The following is a 23,424-nucleotide window of genomic DNA, read 5'->3' on the forward strand; positions in this document are numbered from 1 at the left end:
GCATGCCGAAACAGGCATTTCCGTGAAATGGAAGGCCGCTACAGTCGGGGCGACCACCTGATTTGAGCGGCACCATGCATGGAATGATCAGCAGACCGCCGGGGGCGGCGCCGCCGCGCACGGCTCCCTCGCGTACGGTGCTGGTCCTGCTGGTCGTGATGACCGGGCTGGCGCCGATCTCGCTGTACCTGCTGGTGCCGGCGCTGCCGATGCTCGCGACCACCTTTGGCCGCGACGCCTCCGTCGTGCAGATGACGGTGTCGTTCTACATGGCCGGCATTGCGATCTCGCAACTGCTGCTCGGGCCGCTGTCGGACCGCTTCGGCCGCCGCCCCGTGATGCTCGCCGGGCTCGCGCTGTCGATCATCGCGAGCGTCGGCTGCATCTTCGCCGACACCCTGGCCCAGCTGATCGCGGCGCGCTTCTTCCAGGCGCTCGGCGGCGCCAGCGGCATGGTGATCAGCCGCGCCATCATCCGCGATCTCTATGCGCGCGAGCGCATCGGGGCGATGATCAGCCTCGTCGTCGCCGTCATGATGATCGCGCAGATGCTGTCGCCGCTGACCGGCGGCCTGATCGAGATCGCGCTCGGCTGGCATGCCATCTTCTATGTCGTCGCCGCGCTGTCGATCGTGATTGCGATCGCCGTGACCATGGCGCTGCCGGAGACCCGCCCTGCCCGCATCGAGGGCGCGAGCTTCCGCCGCGACGTCGCGATGCTGGTGAAGAGCCGCGCCTTCCTCGGCTACATGCTGTGCCAGGTGCTGGCGTCGCAGATCATCTTCGCCTTCGCCGGCGGCGGGCCGTATATCGTCGAGGTGCAGATGGGCCGCTCCTCGGCGGAGTATGGCGCGTGGTTTGCGACCACCGGCTTCGCCTATTTCGTCGGCAACCTGTTCTGCGTGCGCTACGCGCCGCGCCATTCGCTCGATCGGCTGATCTGGTTCGGCCTGGGGCTGCAGCTCACCAGCGCCGCGCTGAACTTCACGTGGAGCCTGTTCGGCTTCAATCAGGTGCCCTCGGTGCTGTTCGGCACGCAGATGCTCTTGATGTTCGCCAACGCCGCCGTGATGGCGAACTCCGCAGCCGGCGCCATCAGCGTCCGGCCCGGCGCGGCGGGCACCGCCTCCGGCGCGATGGGGTTCCTGCAGATGGGCGTGGGCGCGCTGACGTCGCAGCTCGGCGCCTATCTCGGCGGCCACTACGCAACGACGCTGCCGCTGACGTCGGCGATGCTCATGTTGTCGCTGGCCTGCGCCTGCAGCATGATCTTTCTGGTTCCTCGCACGCAGATGAAGGTGACGAAGGAGCTGATCGAGACGGCGGAAGAGGATGAGGCCGGGGTGATGTGAGACGGATCGCTGTCGTGCCCCGCGCAGGCGGGGCCCCCAGTGGGCCGGGACGTCCCGGCTCGACGATAGCCGCCTCTGAAATACGGGATCATCTGCTTTCGCGGATGATGACAGCGATGTTAGCCGCAACCAGCGCTACCCTCTACTCCCCGATCAACTGCAGCCACTCGTCCTCGGTCAGCACCTGGACGCCGTGCTTCTGTGCGTCCTTCAGCTTCGAGCCAGCGCCGGGACCGGCGACGACGTAGTCCGTCTTCTTCGACACCGAGCCGGAGACTTTCGCACCGAGCCGCTCGGCCGTCGCCTTGGCCTCGTCGCGCGTCATCTTTTCCAGCGTGCCGGTGAACACCACCGTCTTGGTCGCGATCGGCGAATTGCGCTTCGGCTTTTCCGCGTCGAGGATCTTCACCTCTTTCGTCAGCCGCTCGACGATGCCGCGATTGTGGTCCTCGCCGAAATAGGCGGCGACGCTCTTGATCACGGTGTCGCCGATCTGGTCGAGCGCATCCATCTCCGCGATCGCCTCCTCGTCGCCGCTGGCGACCTTGAGACAGGCGTCGTGGAACGCATCCCATGAGCCGTAGCCGCGCGCGAGCGCCAGCGCCGTGGTCTCGCCGACATGGCGCATGCCAAGTGCGTAGATGAAGCGCTCCAGCGCGATCTCACGCCGGGCGTCGATGGCATTGAAGAGATTGCGCACCGAGGTCTCGCCATAGCCCTCGACCTCCTCGAGCTTCAGCCTGGCGTTGCGCGCGGCCAGCGTGAAGATGTCGGCGGGCTCCTTGACCCAGCCCTGGTCGAAGAAGAACTGGATCTGCTTCTCGCCGAGACCGTCGATATCGAAAGCGCGGCGCGAGGCGAACAGCTTGAGGTGCTCGATCTTCTGGAACGGACAGGCGAACTCGCCGGTGCAGCGGGCGCGCGAGCCCTCCTCGCCGGTCGCGATCTCCTCCCGCACGACGTCGGTATGCAGCGGGCACGGGCACGTCTTCGGGAAATGGAATTCCTTGGCGTGCTTCGGCCGCTTGTCGATGAGGACGTCGACCACCTGGGGAATGACGTCGCCGGCGCGCTGGATCACCACGGTGTCGCCGATCCGGATGTCGCGGCCTTCGCGCAACACTTCGCCCTTGTTGGCGATGCCCTTGATGTAGTCCTCATTGTGCAGCGTCACATTCTGCACGATGACGCCGCCGACGCCGACCGGCTCCAGCTTGCCGACCGGCGTGAACGAGCCGGTGCGGCCGACCTGGATCTCGATGTCCTTGAGCACGGTCATGGCGCGCTCGGCCGGAAACTTGTGGGCAATGCCCCAGCGCGGCGTGCGCGAGACGAAGCCGAGCCGCTCCTGCCAGTCGATGCGGTCGACCTTGTAGACGACGCCGTCGATGTCGTAGTCGAGCTCGGCGCGCTGCTCCTCGATGTGACGATGGAACGCGATCAGTTCCTCCACCGAGTGGCAGAGCCTCGTGAGCGGATTGGTCGTGAAGCCGCAGCGTTCGAACCATTTGATCATGCCGCTCTGCGTCTCCGCCGGCAGCGCGCTCATCTCGCCCCAGGCGTAGGCAAAGAAGCCCAGGGGACGCGAGGCGGTGATGGTCGGATCCTTTTGCCGCAGCGAGCCGGCGGCGGAATTGCGCGGGTTGGCGAAGATGGTGTCGCCCGCTTCCTTCTGGCGCTCGTTGAGCGCGAGGAAGGCCTGCTTGGTCATGTAGACCTCGCCGCGGACCTCGCAGATGTCGGGCAGGTTGCGGCCGTGCAGCCTGTGCGGCACGTCCTTCAAGGTGCGGATGTTGGCGGTGACGTCCTCACCCTCGGCGCCGTCACCGCGGGTCGCGGCGGTGACCAGTTCGCCGCCCTCGTAGCGCAGCGACATCGACAGCCCATCGATCTTCGGCTCGGCGGAGAAATCGATACGATCGTCGGCAAGCTTGAGAAAGCGCGCAATGCGGCCGACGAAGTCGCGCACGTCCTCTTCGGCGAAGGCGTTGTCGAGCGACAGCATCGGCACCGCGTGTCGGACTTTCTTGAACCGGCCGGAGGGCGCAGCGCCGACCTTCTGCGACGGCGACTCGCTGCTGACGAGCTCAGGGAAACGCTTTTCGATCGCATTGAAGCGGCGACGCAGCTCGTCGTAGGCGGCGTCCGAGATCTTCGGCGCGTCATCCTGATAATAGAGCCTGTCGTGGGTCTCGAGCTCCAGCGCCAGCCGCTTCCACTCCACCTTGGCCTGCGCCTTGGTGAGATCGGCAACGTCGACGGGCTGCTTCGGTTTTGCTGTCTTGGGCATGCGTATGATCTGCTCGTCATTGCGGGACGGCCCGGAGGCCGTCCCGAGACGACGGTGTACACAATGCGCGCGCCGGAGCCAAAGCGTTCGGCCGCTCCGTTTCCAGCTATGCCGCCGCAGCCTCCAGCAGCCGGTCGGCGGCGGCGCGGGCTTCGGCGGTGACCTCGGCGCCGGCCAGCATGCGGGCGATTTCCTCGCGGCGGTGCAGGGTGGCCAGCGTATTGACCCGGGTGACGACACGCTTGCCGCGATCGAGCGCATCCTTGGAGATCAGCAGATGCTGGTCCGCCCTGGCCGCGACCTGCGGCGCGTGGGTCACGGCCATAACCTGAACCCCGTGCGCGAGCCGCGCCAGCCGGGCGCCGATGGCGTCGGCGACCGCGCCGCCGACGCCGGTGTCGATCTCGTCGAACACCAAGGTCGGCGCCGAGCCGCGGTCGGACAGCACGACCTTGAGCGCCAGTAGGAACCGCGACAGCTCGCCGCCCGAGGCGACCTTCATCATCGGGCCCGGCCGCGTGCCCGGGTTGGTCTGAACCCAGAACTCGACACGGTCGATGCCTTCCGGCCCCGGCGCCTCGGCGTCGCTGTCGACCTGGGTCATGAACTTGGCCCGCTCGAGCTTGAGCGGGCCGAGTTCCGCAAGGACGGCCCGGTTCAGCTTCTCGGCCGACTTGGTCCGCGCTGCCGACAGCTTGGCAGCCGCGGCGCCATAGCGCCCATCGGCTGCCGCCGCCGCTGCTTCCAGCTTCTTCAGCTGCTCGGCGCCGGCATCGATCAGGACGACGTCGGCGGCATATTTGGCAGCCAAGGCAGCCAGACCGTCCACCGGCGTCGAATATTTGCGCGCGGCCGCGCGCAGCGCGAACAACCGCTCCTCGATGCGCTCCAGCTCCAGCGGATCGAAATCGGTGGCCGCGAGTGCCACCGTCAGATGCTGATCGGCCTCCTCCAGGGCGTTGATCGCCGAATCGATCGCCTTGACCGCCGGGTCGACCAGCGCGGGCGAGCTGACCGCGCGGCGCTCCAACCGGCGGACCGCCGCGGCTAGCGCGGCGATCGGCGACTGGTTGCCGCTGACGGCATCCTGCGCGTCGCGCAGATCGCCCGCGATCTTCTCGCCCTGCATCATCGCCGTGCGGCGGGCGGCGAGCTGCGTCTCCTCGCCCTCCTTCGGCGCCAGCTTCTTCAGCTCGTCCGAAGCATGCCGCAGATAATCGGCCTCGCGGGCCGCGCGCTCCATGCTCGCCCGATGCTCGTCGAGCGCCGTGACCGCAGTCCGGCGCGCTGCCCACAGCGCTTCCACCGCGGCGACGTCCTTCTCCAGGCCCGCAAAGGCATCCAGCAGCCGGCGGTGGGTGGCGGCGTCGACCAGCGCACGTTCGTCATGCTGGCCGTGGATTTCGACCAGTGTGGCGCCGATCGCCTTCAGCGTCTGCACGCTGACCGACTGGTCGTTGATGAAGGCGCGGGTGCGGCCATCGCCGAACTGAACGCGGCGCAGGATCATCTCGCCATCGGCATCCAGGCCGTTGGCGGCGAGAATCCTGGCGGCCGGATGATCCTTGCCGATCTCGAACACGGCCGTGACCTGCCCCTGGTCGGCGCCATGGCGCACCAGGCTCGCGTCGCCGCGGCCGCCGAGAGCCAATGCAAACGCATCGAGCAGGATCGACTTGCCGGCTCCGGTCTCGCCGGTCAGCACCGCAAGTCCATTCGAGAATTCGAGATCGAGTCGTTCGATCAGGACGATGTCACGGATCGACAGTCGCGCCAGCATGGAACCGAAGTCCTTCGTAACGGGGCGGAACGCCCCTGAGCGAACGACTCAATGCTAGCAGCAAAAAGAGAACAAAACAAGAATATAGAACAAAGCCAGATCAGACGAGTGATCCGGCCGATCGCTCAGCCCAGGCCGAGTTTCTTGAAGGCGCGCGAGATGTAGGAGCCCTTGTTCTCCTCGGGCTCGACGCCGCCCGACTTCACGAGATTATAGGCGTCCTTGTACCACTTGCTGTCGGGGAAATTGTGCCCGAGCACGGCCGCCGCGGTCTGCGCTTCGCCGACGATACCGATTGTCATGTAGGCCTCGGTCAAGCGATACAGCGCTTCCTCGACGTGCCGCGTGGTCTGGTACTGCGTCACGACAGCCTTGAAGCGGTTGATGGCGGCGGTGTAGTCGCGCTTCTGCATGTAATAGCGGCCGACATCCATCTCCTTGCCGGCGAGCTGGTCGCGGGCGCCCTCCAGCTTGGCCTTGGCATTGGTGGCGTATTCGGATGTCGGATATTTACGCACCACCTCTTCGAGGGAGGCGATGGCCTTCTCGGTGCGGCCCTGGTCGCGGCTGATGTCCGGGATCTGGTCGTAATGCGAGGCGGCAATCAGGTACTGCGCATAGGCCGCGTCCGGGCTGCCCGGGTGCAGGGTCACGTAGCGGGTGGCGGCGCCGATGCAGCCGTCGTAGTCGCCGGCCTGATAGGAGGCGTAAGCCGACATCAGCAGCGATTTGCGGGCCCAGTCGGAATAAGGATGCTGGCGATCGACCTCCTCGAACTTCTTGGTCGCGCCTTTGACGTCCTTCTTCTCATTCATCAGGTACAAGCCCTCATTGTAGAGCTTGTCCGCGGGCTCATCGACGAAGGTGTCGTCCTTGGCCAGGAATTTGTCCCAGAGTCCGCCCGTTCCGCAGCCGCTCAGAGGCAGCGCCAGCAGGATCAGCGATGCGGCGAGCCTAAGCCGGCCGATGCTTGCTGCGGGATGACGGAGGTCGCGCGTGAGACGCTGTATCGACATGCTTCTTTGGAACCCGATGCCTGTGATCTGATCTACGCCGCGCACCATGAAGGTCGCTTCATGACCGCGAGGGAAGAGCCCCGCCGGTGGCACGCATCACGCGGCCCCGGCCTCTCTAGCCGAAAACACTTCATCAACCAACCGCATAGGAAGCCAATCCGCCCGGATTAAGGCAACACCGAGGCTGCCGCCACGCATCATGGTTACCGCTGAAGAAGCCGTTGGAAAACATCGAAATGCCGAGGGTGCAGCCGCTGAGAAGGACGCGGCCGGCAACAAACATTGACAAAAAAGCAGACGGAAAAATCTGAACCACGCCGAAAGCAAAGCTCCCGGCGATGTCGCGCGTTGCTTAGGTCAGCCGACGGAATCAGCCGATCGGGACGACGCCGCTCAGGACACGTCCGGGCCGTAGGCCGGGGCGACCATGCCACCGACCATGCCGCCGACGACCTCCGCGGCCACGCGGGGACGACGCACGGTCTCGCCTTCGACGATCCGCCAAGCGGTGCGATCGGCCATCAGAGCAGTCAGCACCGCATGGTTGAGCTTGTGACCGCCACGGACCGAACGATACGTTCCGAGCATCGGCAGGCCGGCCAGCGCCAGATCGCCGATCGCGTCCAGCACTTTGTGGCGGGCGCATTCGTCGGCGTAGCGCAGACCTTCGGGATTGAGCAGGCGGTCCTCGTCGAACACCAGCGTGTTGTCGAAGGAGGAACCGAGCGCGAAGCCGGCGCTCCACAGCCGCGACACGTCGCTCATGCAGCCGAAGGTGCGGGCGCGGGCAATCTCGCGGCGGAAGCGCTCGGGGCTGAGTTCGAAATGATAGGCTTGGCGGCCGATCACGGGGTTGGTGAAATCGATTTCAGCTTCGACCCGGAAGCCGGAGCTGTTCGGACGCAGCTCGCCCGTGGAGGCGCCCATGGTCACCTGGACCGGCTTGAGCACCTGAAGGTAGCGCCGCGGGGCCGACTGATTGACGATTCCGGCCTGGTCGATGGCAGCGACGAACGGCGCAGCGCTGCCGTCCATGATCGGAACCTCGGGGCCGTCGACCTCGATCAGGGCGTTGTCGACACCCATGCCGCGCAGCGCGGCGAGCACATGCTCGGCAGTGGACACCAGCGCACCGTGGCGGTCACCGAGCACCGTCGCCAACTCGGTGGCGATCACCGAGCCGAAGGACGCCTGGACCTCGCGGTCAGCGCCATCGAGGCCGGTGCGGAGGAACACGATTCCCGCATCGATCGGCGCAGGCCCGATCGTCAGGCTGACAGGCGCGCCAGAGTGGACGCCTACACCGGTGACGGTGGCTTGCGAACGAAGCGTTGTTTGCCGGCTGAATTTCATCGACGATCGCCCAAGACCCCGCCTGATCCCTTATCGGCCGCCCCTCGCGAACCGACTCAGTTTCAGGCATCCCCAAGTCACGGCAGAACTTAACGAGAGCCCCAAAGAGCGCCAACTCACGCTTCTTTACGGATTGTTACCCCATCTCTGCCGTATTCGCGCCAACCCTTAACCAAACTGGAACGTGGCCTTAACCCTCCCGGTTCCCCATCTAAACACCGAAAGAATAATTAATCATTTAAAATCAGTTAGTTGAACGGCGATCGACGAGCCCCGGACAGCCATGGAAAAGGCCCGGCTCTCGCGAGCCGGGCCTGTTCAGCACCATCAGGGCTGTAACAATTCTCAGGTGGCCTGCCGGCGCAGGAAGGCCGGGATATCCAAATGGTCGTCTCCCTGTGGCGCCGGGGACACAGGCGCGGGACGGCCATGGACGTCCAGACCCTGGGGTGCGGGACGGCGGGCATATTCCGAGACAGGCGATTCGTGGCTCGCAACCTGCTGAGCAACGTTCCGCTGCGGCTTCCGTTCCGGCAGCGGCGGCATCTGCGGCATGGCAGGACCCGCGGTCCGCACCGGCAGCGGCGGCTCGGCATCCTCGTCGCGGCGGCCGAGACCGACATTGGCGAGACGCTGCAGCAGCGACATCCGGGTCTTCTGCGGATGCTCATCGCCCTCGTCGCCGCGCGCCTGCCGGATCTCGGCCTGGGCCGGCATCGGCAGGTCCTCGAACTTCGGCATGCGCGGCGCGCGCGACGGAACCCGCTCCGCGGCCTGCGGGATGAACGTCTCCGGCGGGGCCGCCGGCTCGATCGGGGCCGCGCGCTGCGCCTCCGGTTCCGGGAACAGCGACGGCTTCTGCGCGATCGGGCGCACCGTCACATCGCCATAGGAGGCGGGCTGGACCGGCGCCGACGCGGGCGCGGGCTCGCTGGCCATTGCGGCGGCAACGGCGGCCAGCGTGTCGCGCTCGAGGTTGGGAGCCGGACGCGGCGCAGGCGCCATCGGCGCGGGCGCGGCGACGGCCGGAGCCTGCGACGCCTGCTGCTCGAGCTTGGCGGCGCGTTCAGCCAGGCGCTGATTGTCGGCGCGCAGGCGCGCAGTCAGATCGGCGAGGCGGCTTTCAGGGAGACCCGCGGCAGCGGTCGGGGCGGCGGCAATCGGAGCGACAGCCGCCGCCGGCTGTGCAGTCGTCGTGACGCCGCGGTTGAACTGCGCCTGCTCGATGCCGGTGGCGACCACCGAGACCCGGATCAGCCCGTCGAGCGATTCGTCGAAGGTGGCGCCGACGATGATGTTGGCGTCCTGGTCGACCTCCTCGCGGATGCGGGTCGCAGCTTCGTCGACCTCGAACAGCGTGAGATCCTTGCCGCCGGTGATCGAGATCAACAGGCCGCGCGCGCCCTTCATCGAGGAATCGTCGATCAGCGGGTTGGCGATGGCGGCTTCGGCGGCGGTCAGCGCGCGCTTGTCGCCGGAGGCTTCGCCGGTGCCCATCATCGCCTTGCCCATCTCGCGCATCACGGCGCGAACGTCGGCGAAGTCGAGGTTGATCAGGCCTTCCTTCACCATCAGGTCGGTGATGCAGGCGACGCCGGAATACAGCACCTGGTCGGCCATCGCGAAGGCGTCGGCGAAGGTGGTCTTCTCGTTGGCGACCCGGAACAGGTTCTGGTTCGGGATGATCAGCAAGGTGTCGACGACCTTGTGCAGCTCGGAGATGCCGGACTCCGCGGTGCGCATGCGGCGCGCGCCTTCGAAGTGGAACGGCTTGGTGACGACGCCCACCGTGAGGATGTTCATCTCGCGCGCGGTCTTGGCAATGACCGGGGCTGCACCGGTGCCGGTTCCGCCACCCATGCCGGCGGTCACGAACACCATGTTGGCGCCCGAGAGATGATCGCGAATCTCGTCGATCACCTCCTGCGCGGCGGCAGCTCCCACGTCCGGCTGCGAGCCGGCGCCGAGGCCCTGGGTCACCTGCGTGCCCATCTGAATGATGCGCTGCGCCTTGGACATGGTCAGCGCCTGCGCGTCGGTATTGGCGACGACGAAGTCGACCCCCTGCAGGCCGGCCGTGATCATGTTGTTGACGGCATTGCCGCCCGCGCCGCCGACACCGAACACGGTGATCCGGGGCTTCAGCTCGTGGATATCAGGAGGTGTAATAGTGAGTGCCATGATTGCCTCTCGATCACGCGCGGGTGGGTTCGCCCCGGCCGCCGGCCGCGGTTGGTGTTGTTGAAAATCGCATGGGGTGGAAACCGGTCATCAGAAGCCCTCGCGTAGCCATCGTCCGACCTTTCCGAAGTAGCCGTCGGTTCCTGTCCCGACCTGCCGCGTATGCCGCGGTTCGACGTGTTCGAGGTGCGCGTATTGCGGATAGACCAGCAGCCCCGTCGGCACCGCGAAGGCGGCGTTCTTGGCCTCGTTGGGGAGACGACCGAAGCCGAGCGGGCGGCCGACACGCACCGGGCGGTCGAGGATCCGGGTCGCAAGCTCGACCAGCCCCGTCAGCTGGGAGGCGCCTCCGCTGAGGACGACGCGCGCCTTGGGTTCTGCCGCAAAGGGCGAATCCTTCAGCCGGTCGCGGACCATTTCAAAAATCTCCTCTGCGCGGTGCCTGACGATGTTCGCGATGGTGGCGCGGGACACGATCTGCGGAACATCCCGCTCGTTGTCACCGGCCGTCGGAACAGACATCAACTCACGCGCGTCGGACCCGCCAGTCAGCACCGTGCCATATAACGTCTTGATTCGCTCGGCATCTGCAATGCACGCTGATAGTCCGCGCGCAAGATCCATGGTCACGTGATGCCCGCCGAGCGCAAAACCGGAGGCATGGACGAAACGGCCGCCGGAATAGATCGCGATCGTCGTGGTGCCCGCCCCCATCTCGACCACGGCGGCGCCGAGATCGGCCTCGTCGTCGGTCAGCACCGACAACCCGGCAACATACGGGCTTGCCGCCATCGCCTCGACGTTGAGGTGGCAGCGCTCGACCACGAGCATCAGGTTCTTGGCCACGGTGGCGTCGGTCGTGACGACGTTCATGTCGACGCCGAACTGCCGCGCCAGCATGCCGCGGGGATCCCGGATGCCCTTCACGCCGTCGAGCGTGTAGCCGACGGGCAAGGCATGCAGCACCGCGCGCCCGTCGCCGGTGGCGTGGTGCATGCCGGTCGAGGTGACGCGGCTGACATCGGCCTGGGTGACGGCGCCGCCGCGAATGTCCGAGGTGGCCTCGATCAGGTGGCCCATGACGCGGCCGCCCGCGACCGGCAGCAGCACGGATTCGACCCGCACCTTCGCCATGCGCTCGGCCAGCGCGACCGCCTGCCGCACCGCCTGCTCGCATTCGACGGGATCGACGACGGCGCCGGCCTTGACGCCGCGCGACTGGATCTGGCTGTAGCCGATCAGCTCGACGGCGTGGGTGCGGCCGCGCAGCGCGTCGCTCGGCGGCGCCGGCTTCAGCCGCGCGATCATGCAGGCGATCTTGCTGGTGCCGACGTCGAGCGAGGCCACGAGCGCGGTGCGCTTCTGGCCCATCGGGCGCGTCTTCGGAGTCTGGCGATCGAAGCCGGTCATGCGTCACCGGCCTTCTTCTTGGACTTCTTGTCCTTGAACAGCTCGTCGCGCGCCTTGCCCGCATCCTCGGAGAGCTGCACCGTCAGCCGGTCCGGCAGCCGCAGGTCGATGGCGACGATGTCGCGCGAGAACAGCTTGTCGTCCTGATCGAGCTGGGTCAGGGTCGCGAGCGCGTTGCCGACATCATGTTCGGGCAGGCGAATGTCGAGGCCGTCCTTGGTCCGCAGGTTCCAGCGCCGCTCGCCGACGAACACGGCGGCCTTGGTGACCGCGCGCACCTGCGGGTAGCGGGCGAGCAGCGCCAGGAAATCGCGCGCGCGGCTCTCGGCTCCCTTGCCGACCACGAGCGGCAGCGTCAGGAAGCGGCGCGAGACATATTGCTCGAGCACGGCGCCGTCCTCGGCGATGACCGAGAGGCGACCGTCCTGCTGCCAGAGCGCGAACGCCTTGCGCTCGACGACGTCGATCTGCAGCTGGTTCGGAAAGAACTTCTGCACCGTGGCGTCGGCGATCCAGGGGTTGGCTTTGAGCCTGTCACGCACTGCGGCGGCATCCAGGAACAGCAACGAGGAGCGGCCGGTAACGCCGCCGACCGCGAGGATCTCGTCCTGGGTAAGCTGCTTCCGGCCGTTGATCGCAACAGCCGTGATGCGGAACCCGGCCGCATTGGCGAGCGCGTTGCGGGTGTCGGACAACGCCACGCTGACGTCCTGCGCATGGCCGCCCTTGACGATGCCGAGCCAGACACTGCCGAACAAGAGGACCACCGTCGCCACGGTGCCGAGCCGGCGCGGCAGATAGCGCTCGACGAGTTCGACCACGCGCGGCGGCGCCTCGCGCTCGACCATCGGCGCGAGCGCGGCCTGCGCCGGCGCAAGGTCTCGTCGGATGGATCGCCTGCCTTGCTTCGTGCCTCGCGCAAAGCGGACACGCGGAAGGCGGGCCGAGACATACTCGCGCAGCAGGATTGCCGCGCCAAGGGCAGCGGCTTTCAGGTCAGCTTGAGGCCTCTGCGATCGAGCGAGGCGTCCTGCACCATCCATTGCACGAGCTCATCAACTGTTGCGCCCGCAGATACTCGCGGACCCACGCCCACGGTCCCGGCCGACCGGATCCCTTCCGACCATCGCGACGCGGTTCGTCACGACGGCCCGACCTGGCAGCCGAGCACCACTGAGGCGCCAGCGTTAACCTTCGGACGTCCTGGTAAACAAAAAGTAAAATCAGTCCGAGGAGACGAATTTTTTCTCCGATTTATGAGGACCTTGCCCGGAATTCTTAAGCATTTTACGGGTTACAGGAACCACCGGGGGACGCCGGGCCGGGTTCTTCCGGTGCGCCTATCGCACGCCGGATCGGCGGCTGCGCCTCTCGGCCAGGGCGATCTGCTGATTGAGGAAATCGACAAAGGCGATGCCCTGGGCCGCCAGAGCCTTCGGGTAGAGCGAGGCGGCCGTCAGGCCCGGCAGGGTATTGGTCTCCAGATAAACCGGACCGTTGGCCGCGACGATGAAGTCCGTGCGCGAGTAGCCGCCGCAGGACAGCGCGCGATGCGCCTTGATCGCCTCAGCCTGGAGCGCCGCAGTGATCTCCGGACTGAAGCGGCCCGGACAGATTTCCTTCGTCGCCGCCGCGAGGTACTTCGCGAAATAGTCGAAGGCGCCATCGGCGGGGAGGATCTCGATCGGCGGCAGCGCGATCAGCGATCCGTCGGCCTGCTCGAGCACGCCGCAGGTCGCCTCGGTCCCGGTGACGAACGGCTCGATCAGATATTCCTCGGTCGCGGCCGCTGCCTTGACGGCGACGAGGTCCTGGCTGGCGTTGACGAAGATGAGGCCGAAGCTCGAGCCATCCTTCACGGGCTTCGCGATCAGCCGGCCGTAGCGCGCGAGCGCAGCCTCGGCATCATCCAGCGCGACACCCTCGGCCGCCGTGACACCGCCGAGCACGGCGAAGCGCTTGGCGGCAACCTTGTCGAAGGCGAGGTGCGAGGCCGCCGAGCTCGAGCCGGTGAACGGCACACCACGAAGCTCGCACATCAGTTGAAGCTCGCCATTCTCCGCCCGGCCGCCATGCAGGCCGAGCACCAGGACCCGATCTTCGGCCCCGGCGCGATCGATCGCCTCGCCGAGCGTGCCGATCCTGGCGCCATCGGCGGTGAACGGCTCCTCGAACGGCTTGGCATGCGCGGCCAGCGCTTGGCCGCTGGCCTGATGCACGCTGTCATCGGCGTCCCAGAACCACAGGTCCGCCTCGGGCAATGCCGCGTGCAGGGCTTTCGCGCTCGCGACCGAGACGAGACGCTCCTTGTTGGAGCCGCCGAACAAAATCGTGGTGCGCATCAATGTCTTCTCGATTGATCTCACAATTGCGGTCGCGATTGCGCTGACGTCACGTGAGCCTGCGGCTCGATCAGCTCGCCTTGATTCCGATCCGCTTGATCTCCCACTGCAGCTCGATGCCCGAGCTCGCCTTGACCCGCTCACGCACGGTCTCGCCGAGCGTCTCGATGTCGTCGGCGCTAGCGCTGCCGGTGTTGATCAGGAAGTTGCAGTGCATTTCCGAGACCTGGGCGCCGCCGACCCTGAGTCCACGACAGCCGGCGGCATCGACCAGCTTCCAGGCGGAATGTCCCGGCGGATTCTTGAAGGTCGAGCCGCCCGTCTTCTCGCGGATCGGCTGCGCCGTCTCGCGATGCGCCTGCACCTCCGCCATGCGCGCCCGGATCGCCTCCGGCGCCGAGGGCGTGCCGCGGAAGCGCGCGGCCGTGAAGATCAGCGCCGGATCGACGCCGCTCGCGCGATAGGTGAACTTCATCTCGGCATTGTTGAAGCGGTGCGTCTCGCCGTTTCGGTCGACAGCGATCGCTTCAATGAGAATGTCTTTGGTCTCGCCGCCATTGGCGCCGGCATTCATCCGCAGCGCCCCGCCGATGGTGCCGGGAATGCCGAACAGGAATTCCAGGCCCGCGAGGTTGGCCGACGCGGCGACCTCCGCGACGCGCTTGTCGAGCGCGGCGGTGCCGGCCGTGACGATGTCGCCTTCCGCCTTGACCTCGCCGAACGCGCGCGGCGCCAGCCGGATCACGACACCGGGGACGCCACCATCACGCACGATCAGGTTGGAGCCGACGCCGATGACGTAGAGCGGGATATCCGTTGGGAGGTGCTTTAGGAAATAGGCGAGGTCGTCGGCATCCGCCGGCGTGAACAGCACCTGCGCCGGTCCGCCGACACGAAACCAGGTGAGCGGCGCGAGCGTCTCATTGGCGAGCAGCCGTCCGCGCAGCTCCGGCATGGCCGTTTTGAGATCGGGGGTGATGTCGGGAAAGGTCATGCGGCGGCCTGCCTCGTTTGGGCCGACGTCGTTGCGACGTAGCACGCTCCGTTCCCTCCCCCCTTGTGGGGGAGGGCTAGGGAGGGGGGGACCACGCACTCCGGAGTCTGCGGCTCACCCCCCTCCCTGCCCCTCCCCCACAAGGGGGGAGGGAACGGAGAGGCTACGTCGAGTGGCCTGACTTTCTCGGTGAACGGCTGGTTCAACACCGCCCTCACCCCAGTGCCTTCAACTCGCCGGGCAGCGCGTAGGCCCATTGCGTGATGTTGCCGGCGCCGAGGCACACGACGAGGTCACCGGGCTTGGCGAGGTCCTTGACGATACGAGCGAGATCGGCGGCCTTCGGCAGCGGCACCACGTCGCGATGGCCGTGGGCGCGCAGGCCCAGGACGAAGTGGTCGCGATCGATGCCCTCGATCGGCGCCTCACCCGCCGGATAGACGTCGGCGACGACGACCGCGTCCGCGTCGTTGAAGCAGGTGCAGAACTCCTCGAACAGCGACTGCAGCCGGGTGTAGCGATGCGGCTGCACCACGGCGACGACCTTGCCGTTGGTCGATTCGCGCGCCGCCTTCAGCACGGCGGCGATCTCGACGGGGTGATGCCCGTAGTCGTCGATCACGGTGACGCCGTTCCACTCGCCGGTGCGGGTGAAGCGGCGCTTGACGCCGCCGAAGCCGGCAATCGCCTTGCGGATGGCCTCGTCGGACAGGCCGAGCTCGCGCGCGACCGCAATGGCCGCCGTTGCGTTCGAGGCATTGTGCCGGCCTGGCATCGGCAGCGCGATGTCGGCAATCTCGTGCGTCTCACCGCTCTTGCGGTCGCGGAACACGACCTTGAACGACGAGCCGCCGCCCATCGGCGCGAGGTCGACGAGCCGGACATCGGCCTGCGGGTTCACGCCATAGGTGATGATGCGGCGGTCCTCGATCTTGCCGACCAGCGCCTGCACCACCGGATGATCGATGCACATCACCGCGAAGCCGTAGAACGGCACGTTCTCGACGAAGGCGCGGAACGCGTCCTGCACGGCCTCGAAGGTCTTGAAGTGATCGAGATGCTCGGGATCGACATTGGTGACGATGGCGACATCCGCCGGCAGCTTCAGGAAGGTGCCGTCGCTCTCGTCGGCCTCGACCACCATCCATTCGCCGGCGCCGAGCCGCGCATTGGTGCCGTAGGCATTGATGATGCCGCCATTGATGACGGTCGGATCGAGGCCGCCGGCATCGAGCAGCGCCGCGACCATCGATGTCGTCGTGGTCTTGCCATGGGTGCCGGCGATCGCGACGCAGCTCTTCAGCCGCATCAGCTCGGCCAGCATCTCGGCACGCCGCACGACCGGGATGCGCTGGGCGCGCGCGGCCATCAGCTCCGGATTGTCGCGCTTGATCGCGGTCGAGACCACCACGACGTCGGCGCCCGCGACATTCTCGGCCTTGTGCCCGACGCTGACGGTGATGCCCTTCTCGCGCAGCCGCGCGACATTGGCGTTGTCGGAGGCGTCGGAGCCCTGCACCGTGTAGCCGAGATTGCACAGCACCTCGGCGATGCCGCTCATGCCGATGCCGCCGATCCCGACGAAGTGGATGGGTCCGATCTCGCGCGGCAGTCTCATGGGGCGTCTCGTCTCAAGGGTTCCGGGCGTCCCCACCGGAGGGGGCGGCCGCGAATCATCAGCCCTTCTTGCAAGACATGGCCGACCTGGACAAGTCCGCCTGGGCAGTAAGAAGTGCCAAATTCGCAGGCGTTCGACCGGTTTTAGCCGATTTTGGCAGCCCGGCCGGCGGCGATCGGCCAAGAGTTCCCTCCCTTCACGAATTATTAAGCGCGATCACATGCCGCCCCCTCCCAACGGGATACCTGCAATTTTTGCGCGCTCACTGCGTCAGTTCGCGTGGCATGAGTAGCCGTGCGGCCGGCGTGCCGGGCACGCATATTTCAATCTTTGATGGAGAACCCTCGCCGATGTGCTCGCTGTGTGAAACGCACCCTCCCGTATTGTCCCGCCGCCGGCTGCTCGGCGGCGGCGCAGTGCTGGCTGCCGCGGCGGTCGGCGCACTTCCGGCGTTTGCCAAGGAAGCCAAGCAGGCGAACGACAGCGCAATGCCGCCCAACGCCATCTCTCCGGATGACGCGATGAAACGCATCGTCGATGGCAATGCGCGCTACGTCGCCGGCAATCTCGACAACAAGGATTTTTCGGCCGGCCGGGCGGCGCGCGCCGCGGCCCAATACCCGATCGCCGCGATCGTGAGCTGCGCAGATTCCCGGGTCGCGCCCGAGCTGGTGTTCGATCAGGCGCCCGGTGAGCTGTTCGTGGTCCGCGTCGCCGGCAATTTCGTCAATGACGACGGCCTCGCCAGCCTCGAATACGGCGTCAAGTTCCTCGGCACGCCTCTCGTGCTGGTGCTCGGTCACAGCGGCTGCGGCGCCATCGATGCGACGATCAAGGTGCTCAAGGACGGCACCAAACTGCCAGGCCACCTGCCCGCATTGATCAATGCGCTCAAACCCGGCGTCGAGGCAGCGATCGCGAAGAAGCCGCAGGATCTGCTGGCCGAAGCCACCGCGGAGAACGTCCGCAACAATGTCCGGCGCCTCTCGACTGCCAAGCCGATCGTCGGCCGCATGGTCGCCGAGGGCAAGGTGAAGATCGTCGGCGGCATCTATGACATCGGCACCGGCCGGGTCACCATGATCTGACGCCTCAAGCCGGCCGCAGCGCGCGATCCGCACGCGCGGCTGCGGCCGCGAGCCAGCATACCTGATGGCAGAACCAGGCTTCCACGGAAGCCACGAAACCCGGCGTCAGCGTCAGATGCCGGCGCCCGTCGCCGAAGCGCAGCAGACCACGGCCCTCCATGGTCGCCAGCAGATTGCGGATATGGGAGCGCGAGACGCCGAGCGAGGTCGCAAGCTCCGCCGTCGAAATCGCGATGGCCTCGCGCCCAACCGCGGACCGGGCGACGAGCGTCAGGGCCAGATGGATGCCGCTGTCGTGCTCGTCGGTCCAGGCGAGATCGGGAAAGCCCGTCAGCGGCCGGTTGTCGCGGCAGAGCCAGCCCGCACATTGCCGGATCGTCTCCGCAAATAACGCGGCGTCGTCCTGCAGACGAAGGCTCAGTCCATCGGACTGCGTCAACCGCGCGTGGCAATCCAGGTGCATGGCAAGCCAGCCTCGCAGTCCCTCGAGGATGACGGGGCCAGGCACCAGATAGCGGATACGAGCGTCCTCGGGATCTCGCTCGACGGTCACCAGCGACAGACCGCGCAACACCGCGACGAACGCCGCCGTCTGCCGCGGACCCGGCAGCCGCATCTGCAGACGCGTCAGTGTCGGCCGCTCGACCGGCTTGCGCGCCGACATATGCATCATCACGATATGCGCAGCGATTTCCGTCGGAGCGCGCTGACCGAACAGCTTGATCATCAGGCGCTGGCCGCGCAGCGGCGCAATCAGCCGGTCGCAGAATTCCACGAGCACAGGCACGAAGGACGGATGCCGCCGCAAGCGCATCGGACGATCGTCGGGCAGGATGCCGCCATCGTCGGAGCTCCGGTTCATCTTGGGATCACCATGCGCTCGCGCGACTAGAGCGCCGCCGTCCTGATCACGAGATCGGCCAGACGTTCCGCGGCATCGAGCCGGCCGGCCGCGCGCGCGGCCTGCGCCATGGCGGCGAGGCGCGCGGGCTCGGCGGCGAGCGCCGAGATCTCGGAGGCCAGCCTGTCGGAGGTGAATTCGGTCTGCACGATCCGGATCGCGGCGCTCGCGTCCGACAGCACGCCGGCATTGGCGAACTGGTCCTGGTCGATGGCGCCGGGCAGCGGCACCAGGATCGAGGGCCGGCCGATCGCGGCGAGTTCGGCCACGGTACCGGCGCCTGAGCGCGAGATCACGAGATGATTGGCGGCGAGCCGCGCCGGCAGGTCGGTGAAGAACGGCTGCAGCTCGGCGTTGATCTTCAGCCGGTCGTAGACCGCGCGCACCCGCGCCATGTCCTCCTGGCGCACCTGCTGGGTCAGCATCAGCCGGCCCCAGAGCGCCGGCTCCAGCCGCTCGATCGCGCCGGGCACGATGTCGCTCATGATGCGCGCGCCCTGGCTGCCGCCGACCACGAGCAGCCGCAGCGGCCCGGCGGTCTCCGGCGGGACATAGGGCACGCCCGCGGCTTCGAGGATGGCAGGTCGCATCGGGGTGCCGACCGTGGTCGTCTTGGCCGACAGCGCGGGATCGCGGTCGAGCACACCCGGCAACGAGGTCGCGATCGCCTTCACATGCGCGGACAGGAAGCGGTTGGCGCGGCCGAGCACGGCATTGGCGTCGTGGATCAGGCTGGGCACGCCGGCGAGGCGTGCCGCCAGCAGCGGCGGCACGGTCGGATAGCCGCCGAAGCCGATCACGGCCGCGGGCTTGAGCCGCCGCATCAGGTTGAAGGCCGCGAGGGTGCCGGTGCCGAGCAGCAGCGCGGTCCGCGCGAGTGCGACCGGCGAGCGGCTGCGCACCGTCTCGCTCGGCACCACGTCGATCATGTCCTTGGTGAACAGGCCACTGTAGCGCAGCGCGCGCGCATCGGTGACGAGACGGACGCGATAGCCGCGCCTGATCAGCTCGACGCCGAGCGCTTCAGCAGGAAACAGATGGCCGCCGGTGCCGCCGGCCGCGAGCAGAATGAGAGGCGCGGTTGAGGTCATGCGGGCTTGTTTACAGGCAATGTGTCGTCATTGCGAGCAAGGCGACCTCAAGCGTAATTGCGCACCGCGCCGGCTGCGTCGCCTGCCTCGACCTCCATCCGCGGCCGCTGCCGGGTCAGCGCCAGCATCATGCCGACGCCATAGGCGAGCGACACGATCGAGGAACCGCCGTAGGAGATGAAGGGCAAGGTCATGCCCTTGGCCGGGATCAGCTGCAGGTTGACGGAGATGTTGATGGCCGCCTGGATGCCGAACAGGATCGCGAGGCCCGACGCTGCGAAACGCGCGAAGCTGTCCTCGGTCGCATAGGCGCGCGACAGCGTGCGGATCACGATGAACGCAAACAGCGCGACCAGCGCCAGGCACAGGATGATGCCGAACTCCTCGGCGGCGACCGCGAACACGAAATCGGTGTGACTGTCCGGCAGGCTGCGCTTGGCGATGCCCTCGCCCGGCCCAAGGCCGAACCAGCCGCCATTCGAGAACGCCTCCATCGCGGTGTCGACCTGGAAGGTGTCGCCCGAGGCCGGGTTCATGAAGCGCTTGATGCGGCCGGCGACGTGCGGGACCAGGAGATAGGCGCCGAACAGGCCGGCGGCGGCGGCGCCCGCGAGACCCGCGACCCAGATCATGCGCATGCCGGCGATGAAGAACAGCGAGCCCCAGACCATCAGGATCAGCATGGTCTGGCCGAAATCCGGCTCCATCACCAACAGCGACACCAGCATCAGCAGCAGCACCAGCGCCATGGTGGTCGCCGGCATGTCGGGCCGCCGCGCGGATTCCGAGAACAACCAGGCGGAAACGACGACGAAGGCCGGCTTCGCCGCCTCGGACGCCTGGATGTTGACGCCGATCAGCGTGATCCAGCGCCGCGAGCCCTTCACCTCCGGGCCGATCGCGAGCGTCAGCACGATCAGCACGATGGCGATCGTGAACACCACCAGCGCGCTGCGCCGGATCTGGCGCGGCGACAGGAAGGACACGCCGATCAGCACGATGAACGACGGCAACAGGAACAGGACGTGTCGGTTGAAGAAGTGGAACGGATCGAGCCCGATCCGGGTCGCCACCGGCGGGCTGGCCGCGAGCGACAGGATCACCCCGCACAGCATCAGCGCGAGGATGGAGCCGAGCAGCGGCTTGTCGACCGTCCACCACCAGTCGGACAGCGGATTGCGTTCTTCACGGGAGAGCATCGGGCGTCCACCTGAGCCGAGACATCGGCCCATTGGCGCCCAGGATGGTTATCGAAGGGTTAAGGGCCTCTCAACTGTCGTCCCGGACAAGCCGTGGCGCGCGCCAGCGCGTCGCGGCGCCGATCCGGGACCCATACGCCGTAGCCGTCGTGATGGGCAAAGAGCCAATGGCCGGCGTGCCTCAAGTTGCTCCCTGCGGGTATGGGTCCCGGCGTTCGCCGGGACGACAGCGGTGTTTGCGGCCTAGACAACCCGCTCCACACCCGGCAGCGCCTGCACCAGGTCGCGGAAATGCGTGCCGCGGATTTCGAAGTTGCGGAACTGATCGAAGGAAGCGCAGGCCGGCGACAGCAGCACGACGGCATCCTTTAATCCCGAGGCCTCCGCATCGGCGGCAGCCTGCGCGACCGCGACCTCCAGCGTGCCGGACATCTCGTGCGGCACCTTGTCGCCAAGCGTTCCGGCGAACTCGGAAGCCGCCTCGCCGATCAGATAGGCCTTGCGAATGCGCGGGAAGAAGCCGGCGAGGCTGGTGATGCCGCCCGCCTTGGGCTTGCCCCCGGCGATCCAGAAGATGTCGGCAAAGGACGACAGCGCATGCGCGGTCGCATCTGCGTTGGTGCCCTTGGAGTCGTTCACGAACAGCACGTTGCCGCGGCGGCCGACCTGCTCCATGCGGTGCGCCAGACCTGGGAAGCTGCGCAGCCCCTGCTGCAGCACATCCTCCCTGACCCCGATCGCGAGCGCGGCAGCGGCGGCGCAGGCGGCGTTCTGGGCGTTGTGTTGACCGCGCAGCGAGCCGATGCCACCGAGACGTGCGACCTCGCTGCGCGCGCCCCCCGCGCTGCGCACGATCGTCTCGTGCTCGACGTACAGCCCATCGGCCAGCGGGTTCTTCACCGAGATGCGCACGACGCGCTTGCCGCCCCGGTCGAGCCGATCGGCGATCGCCCGCGAAAAACCGTCGTCGACACCGACGATCGCGGTGCCTTTGGACTGGACACCCGCCACCAGCCGCTCCTTCACCGCCGCATAGTTCTCGATCGTGCCGTGGCGGTCGATATGGTCCTCGCTGACATTGAGCAGGATGCCGACGCCCGGATCGAGCGACGGCGTCAGGTCGATCTGGTAGGACGACATCTCGATCACGTGGACGCGGCCCATGCGCGGCGGCTCCAGCGACAGGATCGCGGTGCCGATATTGCCGCCCATCTGGGTATCGTAGCCGGCGACGCGCATCAGATGCGCGATCAGCGCCGTCGTGGTCGACTTGCCGTTGGTACCGGTGATCGCGACGAATGGCGCATCCGGCGCGTGCCGCCTGCGCTCGCGGCAGAACAGCTCGATGTCGCCGATCACCTCGACCCCGGCCTCGCGCGCCTTCAACACGCTCCAATGCGGGACCGGATGGGTCAGCGGCACGCCGGGCGCCAGCACCAGCGCGGCGAAGTTCGCCCAGGAGACGGTGCGCAGATCGGCGGTGATGAAGCCTGCCTTCGCCGCTTCCGTCATCCGATCGGCGCCGTCGTCGGCCGCGATCACTTCGGCCCCGCCGGCCCGCAGAGCATGACAGGAGGCCAGCCCCGAGCCGCCGAGCCCGAAGACGGCGACGGTCTTGCCGGCAAATGAGGTAACGGGGATCATGTCAGCGCAGCTTCAAGGTCGAGAGACCGACCAGGGCCAGCATCACCGAGATGATCCAGAACCGGATCACGATCTGCGGCTCGGTCCAGCCGAGCTGCTCGAAATGATGGTGGATCGGCGCCATCTTGAAGATGCGCTTGCCGGTCAGCTTGAACGAGGCCACCTGCACGATCACCGACACGGCCTCCAGCACGAACAGGCCGCCGATGACCGCCAGCACGATCTCGTGCTTCACCGCGACCGCGATCGATCCGAGCATGCCGCCGAGGGCCAGCGAGCCGGTGTCACCCATGAAGATCGACGCCGGCGGGGCGTTGAACCAGAGGAAGCCGAGGCCCGCGCCGAGCACCGCGCCGCACAGCACGGCAAGCTCGCCAGTGCCCGCGACATAATGGATCTGCAGGTAATCGGAAAACACCGCGTTGCCGGCGAGATAGGCGATCAGACCGAAGCTGGCGGAGGCGATCATCACCGGGACGATGGCCAGGCCGTCGAGTCCATCGGTCAGGTTGACGGCATTGCCGGCGCCGACGATGACGAACGCGCCGAAGATGACGTAGAGCCAGCCGAACTTGATGACGAGTTCCTTGAAGAACGGAATGGCAAGCCCGGTCGCGGACGGATCGCGCCCGAGCCGCACCAGCGCATAACAGGCGACCAGCGCGATCGCAGCCTCGATCAGCAGACGCAGTCTGCCGGCAAAGCCGGAATGCGACTGTTTGGTCACCTTCAGATAGTCGTCATAGAAGCCGACGAAGCCGAAGCCGAGCGTCACCGCGAGCACGATCCAGACGTAGGGGTTGAGCGGATTGGCCCACAGCACGGTGGAGACGACGAGGCCCGACAGGATCATCAGGCCGCCCATCGTGGGCGTGCCCTTCTTGCTGATGATGTGCGATTGCGGGCCGTCGGTGCGGATCGGCTGGCCCTTGCCCTGGCGCAGGCGCAGATGATCGATGATCCACGGCCCGAACAGGAACACGAACAGCGCCCCGGTGACGACCGCGCCGCCCGTACGGAACGTGATGTAGCGGAACACGTTCAGCAATCCGCGAAACACGGACAGGCTCGGAAACGTATTCGTCAGCTCGATCAACCAGTAGAACATCCAACCCGCCTATGCCGCCTCACCGAGACCGCGAACACGGATTCGCTCGCGAATCCG

At 67.0% G+C, this 23,424-nt stretch carries 17 protein-coding genes; 2 read left to right on the top strand and 15 right to left on the bottom strand.

What is annotated here, in order from left to right; translation table 11 throughout:
* The first annotated feature begins 74 nt into the window (after positions 1–74).
* The gene (locus tag ACQR2C_RS02070) at positions 75–1,352 is read left to right on the top strand and encodes a multidrug effflux MFS transporter (protein WP_434880316.1); all 1,278 of its coding nucleotides are present in this window, start codon (positions 75–77) and stop codon (positions 1,350–1,352) included.
* A gap of 142 nt (positions 1,353–1,494) precedes the next feature.
* Here ACQR2C_RS02070 and ligA read toward each other — a convergent pair whose 3' ends face one another.
* The 10 genes from ligA to murC all read right to left on the bottom strand — a co-directional run bounded on the left by ligA (position 1,495) and on the right by murC (position 16,336).
* Complete coding sequence (gene ligA, locus ACQR2C_RS02075) at positions 1,495–3,642, bottom strand: NAD-dependent DNA ligase LigA (protein WP_434880317.1); 2,148 nt, start codon at positions 3,640–3,642, stop codon at positions 1,495–1,497.
* Between the two features lie 106 nt (positions 3,643–3,748).
* Positions 3,749–5,422, bottom strand: coding sequence for a DNA repair protein RecN (recN, locus tag ACQR2C_RS02080; RefSeq protein ID WP_434880318.1), 1,674 nt, complete (start codon positions 5,420–5,422; stop codon positions 3,749–3,751).
* A 125-nt stretch (positions 5,423–5,547) separates the two neighbouring features.
* The gene (locus ACQR2C_RS02085; RefSeq protein WP_315802124.1) at positions 5,548–6,438 is read right to left on the bottom strand and encodes an outer membrane protein assembly factor BamD; all 891 of its coding nucleotides are present in this window, start codon (positions 6,436–6,438) and stop codon (positions 5,548–5,550) included.
* A gap of 393 nt (positions 6,439–6,831) precedes the next feature.
* Positions 6,832–7,791 (bottom strand): UDP-3-O-acyl-N-acetylglucosamine deacetylase, encoded by a 960-nt coding sequence (gene lpxC / locus ACQR2C_RS02090; protein ID WP_315802123.1) that lies wholly within the window; start codon positions 7,789–7,791, stop codon positions 6,832–6,834.
* A gap of 345 nt (positions 7,792–8,136) precedes the next feature.
* Positions 8,137–9,972, bottom strand: coding sequence for a cell division protein FtsZ (ftsZ, locus tag ACQR2C_RS02095; RefSeq protein ID WP_315802122.1), 1,836 nt, complete (start codon positions 9,970–9,972; stop codon positions 8,137–8,139).
* A gap of 90 nt (positions 9,973–10,062) precedes the next feature.
* The gene (ftsA, locus tag ACQR2C_RS02100) at positions 10,063–11,382 is read right to left on the bottom strand and encodes a cell division protein FtsA (RefSeq protein ID WP_008964399.1); all 1,320 of its coding nucleotides are present in this window, start codon (positions 11,380–11,382) and stop codon (positions 10,063–10,065) included.
* Positions 11,379–12,425, bottom strand: coding sequence for a cell division protein FtsQ/DivIB (locus tag ACQR2C_RS02105; RefSeq protein ID WP_315802121.1), 1,047 nt, complete (start codon positions 12,423–12,425; stop codon positions 11,379–11,381). Before ACQR2C_RS02105 ends, ftsA begins: the two co-directional genes overlap by 4 nt.
* Positions 12,426–12,722: 297 nt before the next feature.
* On the bottom strand, positions 12,723–13,724 hold the full coding sequence (locus ACQR2C_RS02110; RefSeq protein ID WP_434880319.1) for a D-alanine--D-alanine ligase family protein: 1,002 nt from the start codon (positions 13,722–13,724) through the stop codon (positions 12,723–12,725).
* 70 nt (positions 13,725–13,794) lie between these two features.
* The gene (gene murB, locus ACQR2C_RS02115) at positions 13,795–14,718 is read right to left on the bottom strand and encodes a UDP-N-acetylmuramate dehydrogenase (protein ID WP_434880320.1); all 924 of its coding nucleotides are present in this window, start codon (positions 14,716–14,718) and stop codon (positions 13,795–13,797) included.
* A gap of 214 nt (positions 14,719–14,932) precedes the next feature.
* Positions 14,933–16,336 carry a UDP-N-acetylmuramate--L-alanine ligase gene (gene murC / locus ACQR2C_RS02120; protein WP_315802118.1) on the bottom strand — a complete coding sequence of 468 codons (1,404 nt, stop codon included), beginning with the start codon at positions 16,334–16,336 and terminating at the stop codon, positions 14,933–14,935.
* A 350-nt stretch (positions 16,337–16,686) separates the two neighbouring features.
* Here murC and ACQR2C_RS02125 point away from each other — a divergent pair, with 350 nt between their 5' ends.
* Positions 16,687–17,424, top strand: coding sequence for a carbonic anhydrase (locus ACQR2C_RS02125; RefSeq protein WP_315802175.1), 738 nt, complete (start codon positions 16,687–16,689; stop codon positions 17,422–17,424).
* Positions 17,425–17,428: 4 nt separating this feature from the next.
* On the opposite strand, the gene ACQR2C_RS02130 is transcribed toward ACQR2C_RS02125, so the two are convergent.
* The 5 genes from ACQR2C_RS02130 to mraY all read right to left on the bottom strand — a co-directional run bounded on the left by ACQR2C_RS02130 (position 17,429) and on the right by mraY (position 23,367).
* On the bottom strand, positions 17,429–18,286 hold the full coding sequence (locus tag ACQR2C_RS02130) for a helix-turn-helix domain-containing protein (protein WP_434880321.1): 858 nt from the start codon (positions 18,284–18,286) through the stop codon (positions 17,429–17,431).
* A gap of 26 nt (positions 18,287–18,312) precedes the next feature.
* A complete protein-coding gene (gene murG, locus ACQR2C_RS02135) occupies positions 18,313–19,416 on the bottom strand; it encodes an undecaprenyldiphospho-muramoylpentapeptide beta-N-acetylglucosaminyltransferase (protein WP_434880322.1) in 1,104 nt (367 codons plus the stop codon).
* Between the two features lie 47 nt (positions 19,417–19,463).
* Complete coding sequence (ftsW, locus tag ACQR2C_RS02140) at positions 19,464–20,615, bottom strand: putative lipid II flippase FtsW (protein WP_315802115.1); 1,152 nt, start codon at positions 20,613–20,615, stop codon at positions 19,464–19,466.
* A gap of 243 nt (positions 20,616–20,858) precedes the next feature.
* On the bottom strand, positions 20,859–22,259 hold the full coding sequence (murD, locus tag ACQR2C_RS02145) for a UDP-N-acetylmuramoyl-L-alanine--D-glutamate ligase (protein WP_315802114.1): 1,401 nt from the start codon (positions 22,257–22,259) through the stop codon (positions 20,859–20,861).
* A gap of 1 nt (position 22,260) precedes the next feature.
* Positions 22,261–23,367 (bottom strand): phospho-N-acetylmuramoyl-pentapeptide-transferase, encoded by a 1,107-nt coding sequence (gene mraY / locus ACQR2C_RS02150; protein WP_315802113.1) that lies wholly within the window; start codon positions 23,365–23,367, stop codon positions 22,261–22,263.
* Positions 23,368–23,424 lie beyond the last annotated feature (57 nt).

The organism is Bradyrhizobium sp. HKCCYLRH3061 (assembly GCF_051168015.1).
Taxonomy (GTDB): Bacteria; Pseudomonadota; Alphaproteobacteria; order Rhizobiales; family Xanthobacteraceae; genus Bradyrhizobium.